Annotated in this window: 10 protein-coding genes; all 10 read left to right on the forward strand. The window is 61.8% G+C overall.

What is annotated here, in order from left to right:
- Window positions 1–6: 6 nt before the first annotated feature.
- From LOY51_RS15400 to LOY51_RS15445, 10 genes are read left to right on the forward strand one after another with little or no spacing between them, the layout of a single operon-like run.
- Window positions 7–1,317, forward strand: coding sequence for a hypothetical protein (locus LOY51_RS15400; protein WP_258641894.1), 1,311 nt, complete (start codon window positions 7–9; stop codon window positions 1,315–1,317).
- Entirely contained in the window at window positions 1,314–1,649 is a 336-nt protein-coding gene (locus LOY51_RS15405) for a hypothetical protein (protein WP_258641896.1), read from the forward strand. The genes LOY51_RS15400 and LOY51_RS15405 overlap by 4 nt, the downstream gene beginning before the upstream one ends.
- Window positions 1,642–1,872, forward strand: a complete 231-nt coding sequence (locus LOY51_RS15410; RefSeq protein ID WP_146146882.1) for a hypothetical protein — start codon at window positions 1,642–1,644, stop codon at window positions 1,870–1,872. The genes LOY51_RS15405 and LOY51_RS15410 overlap by 8 nt, the downstream gene beginning before the upstream one ends.
- A complete protein-coding gene (locus tag LOY51_RS15415; RefSeq protein ID WP_258641897.1) occupies window positions 1,869–4,634 on the forward strand; it encodes an FtsK/SpoIIIE domain-containing protein in 2,766 nt (921 codons plus the stop codon). The genes LOY51_RS15410 and LOY51_RS15415 overlap by 4 nt, the downstream gene beginning before the upstream one ends.
- Window positions 4,631–6,415 (forward strand): Card1-like endonuclease domain-containing protein, encoded by a 1,785-nt coding sequence (locus tag LOY51_RS15420; RefSeq protein WP_258641898.1) that lies wholly within the window; start codon window positions 4,631–4,633, stop codon window positions 6,413–6,415. The genes LOY51_RS15415 and LOY51_RS15420 overlap by 4 nt, the downstream gene beginning before the upstream one ends.
- Window positions 6,412–6,879, forward strand: coding sequence for a vWA domain-containing protein (locus LOY51_RS15425; protein WP_258641900.1), 468 nt, complete (start codon window positions 6,412–6,414; stop codon window positions 6,877–6,879). Before LOY51_RS15420 ends, LOY51_RS15425 begins: the two co-directional genes overlap by 4 nt.
- Complete coding sequence (locus LOY51_RS15430) at window positions 6,876–7,592, forward strand: PP2C family serine/threonine-protein phosphatase (RefSeq protein WP_258641901.1); 717 nt, start codon at window positions 6,876–6,878, stop codon at window positions 7,590–7,592. The genes LOY51_RS15425 and LOY51_RS15430 overlap by 4 nt, the downstream gene beginning before the upstream one ends.
- Window positions 7,579–8,913 (forward strand): protein kinase domain-containing protein, encoded by a 1,335-nt coding sequence (locus tag LOY51_RS15435; protein WP_258641903.1) that lies wholly within the window; start codon window positions 7,579–7,581, stop codon window positions 8,911–8,913. The genes LOY51_RS15430 and LOY51_RS15435 overlap by 14 nt, the downstream gene beginning before the upstream one ends.
- The gene (locus LOY51_RS15440; RefSeq protein WP_258641905.1) at window positions 8,910–12,353 is read left to right on the forward strand and encodes a DEAD/DEAH box helicase; all 3,444 of its coding nucleotides are present in this window, start codon (window positions 8,910–8,912) and stop codon (window positions 12,351–12,353) included. Before LOY51_RS15435 ends, LOY51_RS15440 begins: the two co-directional genes overlap by 4 nt.
- Window positions 12,347–14,287: a hypothetical protein gene (locus LOY51_RS15445; protein WP_258641907.1), complete on the forward strand. Its 1,941-nt coding sequence runs from the start codon at window positions 12,347–12,349 to the stop codon at window positions 14,285–14,287. The genes LOY51_RS15440 and LOY51_RS15445 overlap by 7 nt, the downstream gene beginning before the upstream one ends.
- Window positions 14,288–14,290: the final 3 nt, after the last annotated feature.

The raw sequence follows: 14,290 nt of genomic DNA on the forward strand, positions 1-14,290 counted from the left end.
AGGGCAATGGCACTCGTATCCATAGGGCAAGTGGAAAATCTCGAAGACCTCGTACGCGATCTGCAGGCCATCCATGTGGCCCTGGAGTTATCCTGCCGAGCACAGGTTGCCTTGGCAGAGCACAAGTACGAAGACGCTCGAAACGCCTCACAGCACAGCGAGGGCTTGCTGGACAACGCCATACAGCTGGAGCTGGACGCCAGCCAGGCCTCCGAGGATGCCCGACAGGCCGTGGACACTGCATACGCCAGTCTCGACGCTGCCGAGAGCTCGCTGTCCAGTTGCATCGCTCAACCGCTCGCCGAAGACGGGTCGAATCCTGATTGCTCCTGGGAGCAAGACTGCGCTGAGCAGGCCAGAGCCGAAGTGGACCAGGCCTGCAACGCACTGGAGCAGGCACGGGTCGATCACGAACGGGCCATGGAGAACCGCATGGCCATGGAACGTCGCCTGGAAATGACCAGGCAAGCGGCCTCGATGGCCGCGCAGGCACTGGCGCAAGCGCAGCAGGAGTGCAATGCACGGCTTCTCGGCGTCGGCCAGGCCATTGATCTCGGTGTTACACGCCTTTCTGCGGCCCAGCAAGCGCTGGAGGCCTACCTGGCGACCCATCCCGTCGCTGCGGACTTCCATTCCTGGCTGAAGTGGGACCCGGTAAAACAGGGTGGCGTCGTCACACCAGATGTACTGCGGGATCGAATGAACCTGTCGGCGGAGCATCGGCAGATGCTCCAGGAGTACCTGTACGAACGAAATCCCGAGTATCGGGCGAAGGTCGACAGGTTCCGCGAGCAATGGGTTGCCGCGAAAGGCGATGTCGAGCGCAACGGGGTCGTGCGCAAGGTCCGCATTGAGCTGTGCGGCGAATTCGGTGAGCAACTGGCTCGCCACGCCCTGGCGCCACTGGGTGGTCGCATCGAGACACAAGGGCGGACGTTCGTTGGCGACAACGGCCGCTACACCAAGACCGACCTGCTGATAACCGACCTGCGTGTCCCAGTCGTACTGGGGCGTGGGCCGGGCATGGGGGCACCGGTGGGCGGCTCGCTGGCGTTGGAGGTGAAATGCGGCAAAGCCCAGTACCTCTTCGCGCAGAAGGACCACATGGTGTTCCAGGCCGAAGGACACAAGCAAGCGGATGCGCAATGCACGCTCTGCTCGCGGGACATCAAGGACCTTTCGCCCGAGAAAGAGAAAGAATTGCGCGATGCCTTGCGCGAGGCGGGCTCGCCTCTGATAGGCATGCTGCCGAGCAAGAACGAGATAGACCGGTCCTGTCTTGATTTCATCCGCCAGAGCCAGGAGGAACAGCCATGAAAGTGCGATTCGCCATAGTGGAGCCTGCCATCCTTGAACAGGTCCGGGCAGGAGTGGAACAGTTGCAACGCGCGGTCGATACCGGTGACATGGATGACGTGGACGAGGCCACGGCGCACTTGCTGAACTTGACCGCAGGCTGCCGTTCGATCGACCTGTCCGAGGAGCGGTGGCAGAGGTTCCTGAGCGAGATCAGGCGCGAGGATCCGGACTTCGAATCCCGTTACCTGCTGCCGGGCAAGCGTTGTACGTCGTTGTTTCCAGGCATCTCCACCGATGCGCATGTCCTGGAAATCCCCATGGACGATGAGTCGGGAGATGTCGATGTTTGACGATGTCATGGGTCTGATGGCGGCCTGCGCAAACAGGTTCAACACCGGGGTGCGGGATGGATTCGGCATCTCCATCGCCAACGAAGTGCTCTCCCCGATCCAGGAGAACATCGCCTGCCTGCGGAGTTTCAACGAAGACTACCAGCGTCAGGTCACGGCCATCGACGGCATCCTCGAGGAAGCGCAAGACGTCGGAACTTCACGAGGGGAGCGTGATGTATGAAGGGATCGCCCGAGCATCCGGACCAAATCGTCTCCAGGGTCATGCAAGCCATCGCCGACTATCAGGAAGGCCTGGCCCGCATCGACCGTGAGTTCAATGCCGCCGCGAGCAGAAGAGAGCAAACCCTTCAGGGGCTGCGCAAAGACTTGCAAACGCCCCTGGCTGCCTCGACGGAAGAGGCCTTGCGGCGGCTGGCAGATGAAGAACGACAGACGAACGCCAGCCGCGCGCAGCGGACAACGGCCTGGCGATCGGCGTTCGTGCGGCAATGGGAAGGTATCGCCACGGACGCGATGCGTTCGGGTGAGCGGCTTCGCCGCGAACAGCCAGCGTTGACGGATCTGGTCCCTACGACATCATGGGCGGTCACAGAAATGCCTGCGCGTCTGTACCTCGGCTCCCGGCAACTGGGCTTCGAGGACCTCTGCTGTTCGACGCCAAACGCCATCCCCTTCCCGTTCTCCAGCGCCTTGGCGTTTTCCCAAGGCCACACGGGCCATGCTCAGTGGATATCCGGCCTGCTGCTGCGCTTGCTTTCTGCCCTGCCCCCGGCGCAGCTGGAGTTGACGTTCATCGATCCGCTGCGACTGGGACAATCAGTCGAGCCGTTCCTGCCCCTGCTCAAGGTCGAGCAACTGGTACCGGCACAGCGGGTGCTGACGCGCGCGGACGAGATCGAGACTGCGCTCGGCCGGCTGACGGATGACATCGAGGAACTGCTCCAGCATCGCTTCAATGACGAGTCCGCGAACTGGTCGGCGTACAATGCGAAGAACCCCGACTGCCGTCTTGCGTACAAAGTGCTGGTGCTGTTCGATGCGCCAGAGCAACTGTCCGAAAAAAGTCTGTGGTTCCTCCAGCGATTGTGCGAGAACGGCCCGCGCTGCGGCGTCCTGCCGATCATCGCGATCAACGAGCACCGCCTGCAGGACCAGCGCTACGAGAAATTCCGCGCAACCGCAGCACAGGCTGTCGCAGCGTTCGACGCCCTGTTCGCGACGTCGTCCGTCGCGCGCAACGGCCTTTCATCGAGCTGCAAGACCGAGCAATGGCCCAGGCAGGAACAGCTAGGCCCCTACCTTTCGGCGCTCGCCGAAGAGTGTGCCCGGCAGGCGCGCTTCAGCCGGTCGATGAAGGATCTCTGGTCCGGTTTCTCCAAGGGCGCCACGACCTGCACAGGCTTCGACATCCCGATCGGCTGGTCAACCGCGGGCGCGCCCGCTTCCTTCGTCCTCGGTGCCACAACGTCCGAACACCATGCACTGCTCGCTGGCAAGACCGGGTCAGGCAAGTCGAACCTGCTGCACGTCCTGATCCACTCCCTGTGTCAGCGCTATTCACCGGCGGAAGTCGACCTTTATCTGCTGGATTACAAGGAATCGACGGAATTCAGTGTCTATGCCGACCCGCCCCTTCCCCATGCCCGGCTGGTCGCCACGGAAAGCGATCCCGAATACGGCATCACAGTCCTTCGCCACCTGGTGGATGAATTGCAGAGGCGCGGGCGCATGTTCAAGGAAAACAAGGTCTCTGACTTCGCTAGTTTCCGCGCCAGCACAGGTGAGCAGCTACCCAGAGTCCTCCTGGTCATCGACGAGTTCCAGGTGCTCTTCGCCGGCACACGCTCAGTGGCAGAGGCGGCAGAACACTTCCTGTCGCAACTGTTGAAGCAGGGGCGCTCATTCGGCATTCATGTCCTGCTCGCGACGCAGACTCTCAAGGGCATCAATGCCATGTCCCTGGGGAGCATCATCACCCAGTTGGGCTGCCGCATCGCCCTGGCCTGCGGCCAGGAAGATTCGGCGATGATCCTGAGCGCGAACAACTGGGCCGCGGCGGAGCTGCAGAGCCCGCCCGAGGGCATCATCAACAATGCCAACGGGGCCAGGTCCGGCAACGTCAAGTTCCTGATACCCCTAGCAGACAGCGACACTTGCCGCGAACACATCAGCACGCTGGCGCAACATGCCTCGCGTCAGGGCATGGCGGACAAGACCCGGATCTTCAATGGTGCCCACCTGCCTGAGCCGCCTTGCGCCACTACCTACCAGAACGTCTGTTCAGGGGACGGTGCCCTGCTCCTCGGGCAACAGCTGACGTTCGACGCCGACATGCTCACGGTCCCGCTCATCCAGCGCACGGCCTTCAATGTCCTGTTCAGCGGCTATAACGATGCCATCCACGACGGTTTGCTCAACGCAACGCTGTCCAGCCTGGTGGCATCCAGCCGTTTCGACGAGATCATCTTCTTCAACGCCCGCGGCGTCACCGCGAAAGGCGAATTCACCTCAGGGACGCGCGCGCCCGGCGGTCCCGTGCAAGTGTTCGACGACATCGCGGCACTCCCGTTGCAAGCGATAGCCGATGCCATCGGCAGTCGCCGCGTCGCCTTGATCATCGACGGTCTCGATTCGGAAAGACTGCTGCACCCACCGACCGCGTTCAGGCCCCCCAAGCCGGGTGAACCACTCGGCCCTGGCGATCTGCTCAAGCGCATTGCCGAGGATGGCCCGCGTCAGGGGGTGTTCGTATTCGCCTTCGTCGAGCGCTGGCAGCGCTGCGCATCGACCTGCAAGGAGCTTCTTTCGTACTTCGAACTGCGCCTGGGGTATTGCATGAGTGAAGATGACGCCGGCTCGCTGGTCTCCACCGGCATCGGCAAGTTCAAAGGTCTCGAAAAGCCCAACCGGGCCGTTCTGGTAAACCGAATGACCAGCGAAACGACCTGGTTCCGCCCCTACGTCGCCAAGAGTTCCCTATGAAGAAGTTTTTGCTCACCTGGTATGGCATCACGGACTTTCGCGCGTCGCTGGGATTCGAAAGCACGGAAGGTCCGATTGCCGCAGCGCTGGCGGCAGAGGACTATAGCGAAATCGTGATTCTTGGCTACACGCGAAACGACCTCCAGGATCACGTGTCGGCACCCACCTGCGCGGACCTGGCGACACGGCTGGCGGCGATCCATGCTGCCAACCAGCAACAGGATCGCGGCGTTACCAACGATTTCGTCTCCAATTTCGCCAATACGCCTGCCGCCCACGCGCACTTCGCCCGCTGGCTGGAGGCGCAACTGCCACGGTTTGCCAGGCAGGCACGCATTTCGCTGAAGAGCGAAACACTCCGCGAGCTGAACGACTCCGAAGGCATCTACGCCTGTGCCATGCGCGCCCTGGATTTTGTCGCCAAGGCCGCTGGCGAGAAACTCGTGACGCTGTACCTGAGCCCTGGCACGCCGGTCATGGCGTTCATGTGGGCACTGGCGGCCCTGGCTCATCCTCACCTGAAGAAACGCCTCATCGTCTCGCCCGTTGTCGGCAAACCGCCGGAAGCCATTGCCCTGCCCGCCGAATGGCTGGAGCGCCACGGTGCCAGCCAGGCCGCGATCGGCAATGCCCACAAAGGGTTCGCCGTGACCTATCACCTCTTCGGCGAGCAACGCATGCCAGCCCTGCTGGGTATCCGCCAGTTCGCCTCCGACCGGCATGTGTTCGTGAACTCCCTGGACTTCCCGGCGGCCTGCATGAGCGCGTTCATCCAGGAAGCGGACTTCGACGAACTCCCGGTCAACCCGTGGGACGCCATGGACGTGCAGGAAAGAATCATCGCCCACGCCAGGACCTTGCCGCCTGGCGCGCGTATCGGCATGAACCTTACCGGCGGCACCAAGCTGATGTTCGCCGGCGCGCTCTCCGCAGCCCGCGCACTGGGTGCAGTGCCCTTCTACTTCGACAGCCGCAACCAGCGCGTGACCTATGTCGATAGCCTGCGTCGGGAGACCATCCGGCCCATCGACTCGATCGAAACCTTCCTGCTGCTCAATGGCGATGGGCTGAAAGTGTCGACCGTCGAGCCCCAGGACGAGTTATCGCCGGACCGACGCCGCCTGACCAAGACACTGTGGAAATACCGGAGCAAAGTCGCTGACGCCTACCCCGAATTGTGCAGGTACAACAACGAACACGAAAGAAGCCTGCAAAGAGGTGAGCCACTGATACCGTTTCGCATCGAATGCCACGGGTTCGTATTCGCCTTCACTCGGGAAGCCGAGGCATCGGTTGTCGGCAACGGCCTGAACCTGCACTTCAAGCATTGGGCGGGCTTCGCCAAATACATGTCCGGTGGCTGGTTCGAAGAGTTCGTCTATCTGCAGTGTAAAACCTACGAGGAGCGCGGCGTCATCCGGGACCTGCGAATCAACCTCACCCTGCAACTCAACCAGGACGGTTCATTCCATCGCGACGTGCAACACAACGAGCTCGACGTCACCTTTACCGACGGGCATTCGCTCTACATCGTCGAGTGCAAGGCGGGCAAGGTCACGCAGGAGCAAGTGATGAAACTGCAGAACCTCGTCCGCTTTTATGGTGGTGTCGAAGGTCGCGGCATCGTCGCCTGCTGCTTCCCTCCAAGGTCGGACTCAGTGCGCAAGAAAATCAGCGACGCGAAGCTGGCACTTTGTTGCGGCGGCTCCTTCCTGGAACAGCTCGATAGCTTGATGAGCGGGATTGCCGCACGCGCCAGGCTGGCCAGGGAGCCGGCATGACGCTCTTTCTGGTGTGCGACACCTCCGGCAGTATGAGCGAGGGAGGCAAGCCATTCATCACGAGGACGGTGGTCACGACTATCGCCCAGTGGATGCTTCTGGCGGGTAGAAAGGAACAGATCAGGTTGTGTGCCTGGGGTACCGAAGCGGTCTTCGACGACTGGACCATGACCGACGACTACCCGGAACACATGCTGGTGTGCCGCGGCACCTCCAGCGCGACCGCCCTGACCCGTCTGCTGGGTGATTCACCGAACAGAAAAATACTGCTGCTGACCGACGGTTTCTGGTCCAGCACCGATGCCCGACACCTGAAACAGTGGCGGTCGCGGCTTCCCGACGACTCGGTACGCGTCATCAAGATCGGTGCGGACGCCAATCCGCAGCTCAAGGGTCCGGACGTTTTCCTAGCCGAGGACCTGTTCGCTGCGCTGGACGAATGGCTGGAAGCGCCCTCGGCATGACGCTGTGGAAGAGCTTCGGTGCCAGCGTTCCAGGCCCCGCGCACCTGGCTGCCGGCCTCCCCAACCAGGACGCATGGGCAGCCTTCCACCGCGACGGGGGAGACGGCATCGTGGTTTCCGACGGCCTCGGTTCGAAGCCGTTTTCCAGTTTCGGCAGCAATGCAGCCTGCCAGGCTGTAGCACAGGCTTTCCGCTCCCGCACCGAAGCCGACCCGGCGCCCCTGCTACAACGCATTACGTCGAACTGGCTGTCTCTCGTCGCACCACTCGAACCCCGTGATTGCGCCGCCACGTGCCTGTTCGCCTTCCGGGCGGGAAACGGCGTGATCCACCTGGGAATGCTGGGCGATGGCCTGGTCGCCGCAATCAGGTCGGATGGTTCGGTGATGTCCCTGGCGGACGACAAGTCGCAAGGCTTTTCCAACATCACGGCAGCACTTTCCCAGCGTGTGTCCGAGCGGGACTGGCAGGTCGCCTCGCTGCCGGAGCGGGATTGCCTGGCCATCCTGCTCTGCTCCGACGGCGTGGCGGACGACCTGGAGGACATTCCCGGCTTCGTGACCGGCTTGATCGATGCGCACCGTTCGCTGGCCGCGGTCACCGCCAGCCGGCGTCTTCAAGCGATGCTCGATAAATGGCCCACCCCAAAGCACAGCGACGACAAGACCATCGCCTGTCTCTGTCGCGAGGAGATTCACCATGGACAAGACTGAAGGAACACCGCCGCTGTGCGACGAATACGGTAATCACCATACGCTTGCCGATGAGCTCGCCAGGGGCGGTCAAGGCGTCGTGTTCCGCACCAAGGACGCGGACCTGGCCATCAAGCAACCGCTCAATCCCCAAGGTGAGCCGGACACCAGCAGCGACCTGCTTCAACGCTTCAAGAATATCCGCCTGCTGCCCCTGCCACCGCGCATTTCACTGTCGTTACCGCTGGCCATCCTGCGGGATCAGCCAGGGTACGTGATGCGCCTGCTAAACGACATGACGCCCTTCAGCGTCTTCGATCTCGACGGCAAGACGAAAAAGGTCCTCGAAGAACAGCAGCTCATTCTTCCTGAATGGCTGGCGAAGGTCCCTGACAGGGACTTGGCATTGCATCTCGTCCATTACGCTCGTACGGGCTCGACCCGCCGCCGCTTGTTCGCGCTGTCGGAATGCGCCGCCATCCTCGCCCGCCTGCATTGTGCGGGCATCGTCTATGGCGACATCTCCAGCAACAACGCCTTCATCGGTGCGCAATCGAACGATGTCTGGCTCATCGATGCCGACAACCTGCGATTTGAATTGGCCAGCGGAGGTATCTCGGTCTACACGCCGGCTTACGGTGCACCGGAAGTGGTGCGGGGCATCGATACCGCGCGCCCACGCTCGGATTGCTGGGCATTTGCCGTCATGGCCTTCAAGACCCTTGCACTCTGCCATCCGTTCATCGGCAAGGCAGTGCTCGAGCCCGAGGAAGATGACGGTGGCTGGGACTCCGAGCCAGATGAAGACGGCCAGACTGCCGACCTGGATGAACAGGCGTACGCGGGGTATCTGCCCTTCATCGATGACGCGAAGGATGACTCCAACTCTGGGGTTGGCGGGCTGCCGCGTGCGCTGGTAGCTACGCATGGGCTTCGCCGGCTCTTCCAGGAAACATTCGGGGCCGGGCGACTACAGCCGCATCGCCGCCCCACCATGGCGCTCTGGGCGATGGAGCTGAAAAAGGCGTTCGACCGCTCGCTGCACTGCAATGCCTGCACGATGAGCTACCTGTTCGACGAACACACCAACTGCCCTTATTGCGATGCACCCCGTGCGCCGTTTGCCCGCGCCCAGACATCGCGGGGCGAGATCGTGATTCCCTCCACCACCCAGCATTTCGCCCTGCCGCACCGACTTTTCCATCCTTTTTCATTCGAGCATAACGAGACGCAGGCGTACGAAGTCGACCTTGACTTCGCCGCCAGGACGGCACGTCCTGTCCGAGGCACCCCTGCTTTCCCCGATAGCTTGACCTTCACCTTCGAGGCGGGCGTGCAATGAAGTTCCAGGACATACCAGCCGATATCCTTACCATCCGCATCCAACCGGTTGGCCACGGCTCGGTAGAGTGGCGCGACCAGGCCGTCTATTCGATCGAGAACGATCTCTCGCGCCCCAATGAGTTCGACCTGCGTCTCAAGGACGCAATGATCGCGGTGCAGACCGTCACATCTATCGATAACCGGCGGCTGAACGCCGAACTCGCCATTGGCCGCGCACTGCTCGCGCAACTGGCCAATCGTGCTGCCGACGGCAGCATGGAACTGCAGATCGCCTTTTTTTCCGGCCCGTGCCTGGAGATGGGTGAACTGGAAATCGGCGTGGACGACTATGCCGAACGAGCAATTGCAGACCTCGAGCGCCGCAGAAACGGTCCTAAGGGTGAACAACTCTACAAGCTGCTGGAGCGCCATTTCTGCTTTCGGCAAGGCGACATCGACTTCTTTTTCCTGACCGCAGGTCCGGCCATCGACGAGATGCTCAAGCCCGACCCCGTCCAGGAAGAGGAAGCAGCAGACGCTAACGACCTGGTGCCGGATCCGGAATCGCAAGCTAGCCAGGACGCAGCGCCCAGTGCCGTACAGCCCGCTCGAAGCCAGCAACCAAACCGCAGCAACTCGTTCTGCATCAGCGGGAATGGATTGCGCTTCGTAGCGACAGAGACGCCGTTACCCCAGGGCAAATCGATTTTCCTCACCACACGCTTGACCAAGGCCCGCAAGCATCCGGACCGTGCACTACGCCTGGTCAAGGGCAAGCTTCACTTCGCAGACTGGAGCCGGACCGGACATATCCGTCTCCTCGCCAAAGCGCAGATGACAGCCTTGACTCAGGACCACGTCAGTTACTTGAGGAAATGGGATGAGTTCGGCGATCTCGAAGGTGAACTGCTGCTGGACAAGGCGCGCCTGGTGGGGGTATTGCACGTCGCCGGCAGCGTCGAGAACAGGGACGGAACCGTGGCCGTATGCGTGACCCAAGCCTCCGAGGCCGCACTCAAGGCCCTGGAAAAGGGCCAGGTCGGCGAACTCCGGTGGGTAGAGGAACTCCCGGACTATCTGCTGGATCCCGCCCTGCGCTTCAAGGATTTCGCCAGCGGCATCGAGCACACGGCGGAACGGGAACCCACGCCCCCCCAGGAAGAGACACAGGTCAGAAATAGGCATTACGGGGTGAGCGAGTTCGACAAGGCATCGAACACTCTCAAGCTCAAGACTGAAAGGCTGCCGGAAAAGTCGGGCATGCTCATCCTCTCCCTGGCAGGCGAGGTTGCCCAGATCAAGCGCCGCCTGGTGGCGCGCCGGATGATTCTCGAAGGCCGGGCCGCCAATCCCCAGCTCGGCCTGCTGATCGAGGAAAAAGGCGTCATTACCCAGACCCGCAGGCCGTCACCTGTCAAGCCGCTGACGGCGTTCGTCCTGGACAAGGTCTTCAAGAACACGCCCACGCCAAAACAGCTGGATGCCATCAGCTGTGCCTTGGAAACCCCAGACATCGCCCTTATCCAGGGACCTCCCGGAACCGGCAAGACTACGGTCATCGCGGCCATTCTCGAGCGTTTGAACGAAATGGCGGACAAGCGTGGCATCGCCATCAAGGGCCAGGTGCTGCTGACAGGGTTTCAGCACGACGCGGTCGAGAACATGATCGAGCGCCTGTCGCTCAATAGCCTTCCCGTTCCGAAATTCGGCAAGCGCTCCAATGCAGCCACGGATGACGCCAGCCTATTCGAGGAGCGGCTCGATGAGTGGTGTGGGAAGCTCGCCGCCGAATTGCGTGACCGCAACCCGCAGATCGCCGAAATCGAACAGGAAACGGAGATCAGGCACCTGTACCTGCAATACCTCCAGACGCCGACACGGGTACTCGGCGCCCGCCTGGCCTCCCGGATCGCAGCGCTCGGCATTGCGGTCCTGGGCGAGGAGCGGGTACGTCAGGCCGAGAACCTGCAGAAGAAAATGGGCCTGGAAGAAAAGCTCAATGACACCAGCCACCAATGGCTCGACGTTGTGCGTCGCCTTCGCTGCCGGCCGGAAAGCTTTGCCGACGATGGCCCCGAGCGCGCCGCCGATGCGCTGGTCGATCTCGGCGAGGTGCTGGACAGCGAGGACCTTGCGTTGCTCGACGATGCCAGCCTGTGGCGTAACGAAAATGGCCTTCCGCCGTTCCTGCAGCGGTTGGCGGCACTGAAGAGGACGCTGCTCACCCGCTTCAGCGCCCCCCCGGTTTTCCGCATCGAGAAAGCCAACGACGAGATCGTCGTCCTGGCAGACGTAGCAATCGAGCAGATCAAACTCAAGGGACACTCGGGCCGGGACAGGAAGTCCGCCGCGCTGGCGGAGTTTCTCGCCCAGCTCGACAACAATCCGCGCGCCATGCTGGAGGCTGTATCCGACTACAGCTTCGCCTTCGCCGCGACGTGTCAGCAAAGTGTCAACCGCAGGATGCAATTCCAGAAAGGCATCAAGGGGGGCGACACCAACCTGAACCAGCAGCGCCTGGAATACGAGTACGTGATCGTCGACGAAGCCGCTCGCGTCTCGCCACGTGACCTGATGGTGCCGATGGCACAGGGCAGGCGCATCATCCTGGTCGGCGACCACCGCCAGCTGCCGCATATTATCGATGACGAGGTCGCACGCCGGATGGAAGACGGCGAAAACGGCCCGTCGGAAACCGACTGGCTGAAGAAATCGATGTTCCACTACCTGTTCTCGGAACGCCTGAAAACCCTGGAGGAAGGCGACAACATCACTCGCCGGGTCACGCTGGACAGGCAGTACCGCATGCATGAGCTGCTGGGCGACTTCATCAGCCGCAACTTCTACGAGCGCTTCGACCCCTCCGAGAAGTTCGGCTCAGGAAGGCCAGCAGTCAATTTTGCCCACGCCCTCCCCGATACCGGCGGAAAACCCGCCGCGTGGTTGGAGGTACCCGTGGAAAAAGGCAAGCACCGACGCAGCGGGACCAGCTGGATTCGCCCGATCGAGGCCACGGTGATCGTGCACCAACTGCTCGCATGGATGAATTGCGAGGCAGGCAAAGACCTGACTTTCGGGGTGATTTCCTTCTACAAGGCGCAGGCCGAGTACATCAGGCAGCAGCTCGGCACGCTCGGCGACAATGACAAGCGACTGCGTATCGGCACGGTTGACTCGTTCCAGGGCATGGAGTTCGACGTGGTGTTCCTATCGACGGTGAGGACCGTGCCGCAGTCGTGGAAACCCGCTACCGATGACCGCGAAAAACAGGCGCAATCACTGTTCGGTCACCTTTGCCTCTACAACCGCCTGAATGTCTCGATGAGCCGCCAGAAGAAACTGCTGGTGGTGGTCGGCGACCCGAGCCTGCTGGATGGCGATCTTGCAGCCGAGTTCATTCCCGGGCTCGTTGATTTCCATAAGCTCTGCCGCGAACAAGGAGTCGTGCTGGAATGTTGAAACTTCTGGATTACGGCACCCCTGATCCCTTCGGGGCAATTGTCGGCCGACGCCGCAATCTGTCCTGGCCCGTCGATGCCTACCGGATCACCCTGCCCAGGCCTGACGAAGACGGCCTGAGCCTCAACCCGTTCGAGCAGGTCATCCTCAGTCTGCTCTCCCTTGGGAGGATGACCTCACAGGCACTGGCCGAGGACACGTGCATTCCGCGCGACCTGGTCGAAAGCATTCTGTTGCGCCTTCGGGACAGAGGGTTGATCGACGATCTCAACAGCGTCCTCGAAGCGTCCGACAGCAACACGGCAAGCGAGGCCAACAACCCGGCATTCGTGACCGCGCTGCTGTTTCGCGAACGGGTCAGCGGGCAGGTCCTGCCCTTCATGCAACTGCTGGAGAACCAGCCGTTGTGCAAGCAGGAACAGAAGCAGGCCGCCTACAGGATCCGATCCATCAGTACCGGATCCGCACCGCTCACCCAGCGCGATGTGATCAAGGTGGCGCGAGCGATGCAGCGCAGATCCGCAGTTTTCGGGAAGGGGCAGCAATTGCCGGCACTGCACAAGATCGTGATCATGGACAAGCCGGAACAGTACTACCTGGACTGCCCTATCGCCATTCAGAGACGCGACGGCGAGTTCCGCATCGCAGACCCCTTCGGCAACGGTTTTTCACTGATACTTGAACGGGCATTCGAACAGTTGCTAGAGCAGGACGAGCGTACGGCGGACTGGCTGGGCAAGTGGAAGGCAGCGCTGCGTCAGCCACGCTCGCCATCCCCCGATCAGCGTGCAAAAGAACCCTTCGACACACCTTCCAACCAGTTGCGCTACCCCAAGCTCCTCAGCAACTTGCGGCTGCTGCCGAACGCCGCGTTCCGCTCGATCGCCCAGCTCTATGCCGCCGTGGAGTGGTCGTTGTTCCATGCCTGTGCCAGGCGCCCCTTCGAAGGTGATATTCAGCGCTTGAAATTCACCCCGCAGGCGGAGCACGCACAACTGCTTGGCCTCGCGGCCAGCAAGGTTGGGCTGCTACCACCGGGAGCCGGTTTCAGGCCTGTCCGGGAGGGCAAGCTACGGGACTTCCAGGAGGGAAAGGCAGAGCTGGAAACGCTGCTCGCCCTGAGCATCCTTCGCGCGCAGGACGATGACTCTCATCCTTTGCGACATCTGGCCGCGCGCGATCCCGCACTGATCAGCCACCTGCTCGAAATCAAGAAGGCACGTGACGAGAAGGGGCATGGGAAAGGCAGTGCCGACGCCCCGGAATCGGAGTTGCTGGCAGAACCGCTGGTGCGCGAGATCATCGAGACCATGGTGCCGGAGGTGGCCTTTTCCCGCGAGCCGACCGCCAGCAGCAACCCTGACTCCTATGCGGACGTGTTGCTGGATGCCCGTGCTGGCATCCAGGACGAGTTTGGCTTCGGCGCATTCAATCGCCTCGGGGCGAACGTGAAAGAGCGGCTCGTCCATGCGGAACGGGTCTTTCTCTCTTGGCAGGAGGGAGACGATGCCCTGGCGTTCGCCCGCGATCTCTATGCGGCTGTGCAGTCCGTCCTCGAGCTGTCGCTGAACCATTGGCTGCCACCGGACATGGCAGATGCGCTGCTGATCGAGGTAGCGCAAGACAAGGCCATCGCGGCCGGCCTGTGCCATCGACTGCCGTCAAGCCTGCACACCGTGAGGGCTTCGGTTGTACGCCAGACGCTGCAAGGCAGCGGCCAGTCGCTCGGGGCCTGCATGATCGCCTTCCTGCTGATGGCCGACGAGCAGACCCTAAAGTCGATCGCGGCGACCCAACCGACCTTTGTCGACGATGTAGCCGCGCTCATCGCCAGACGCGGGCACGGTAATGAACCACTGCCACTGGCAAGCACGGATGTCGCGAAGCTGCGCGAGGCATCGTACAAAATCATCAAAACACTGATCGAGGTATAGGAA

Source organism: Pseudomonas sichuanensis (assembly GCF_024749065.1).
Classification (GTDB): Bacteria; Pseudomonadota; Gammaproteobacteria; order Pseudomonadales; family Pseudomonadaceae; genus Aquipseudomonas; species Aquipseudomonas sichuanensis.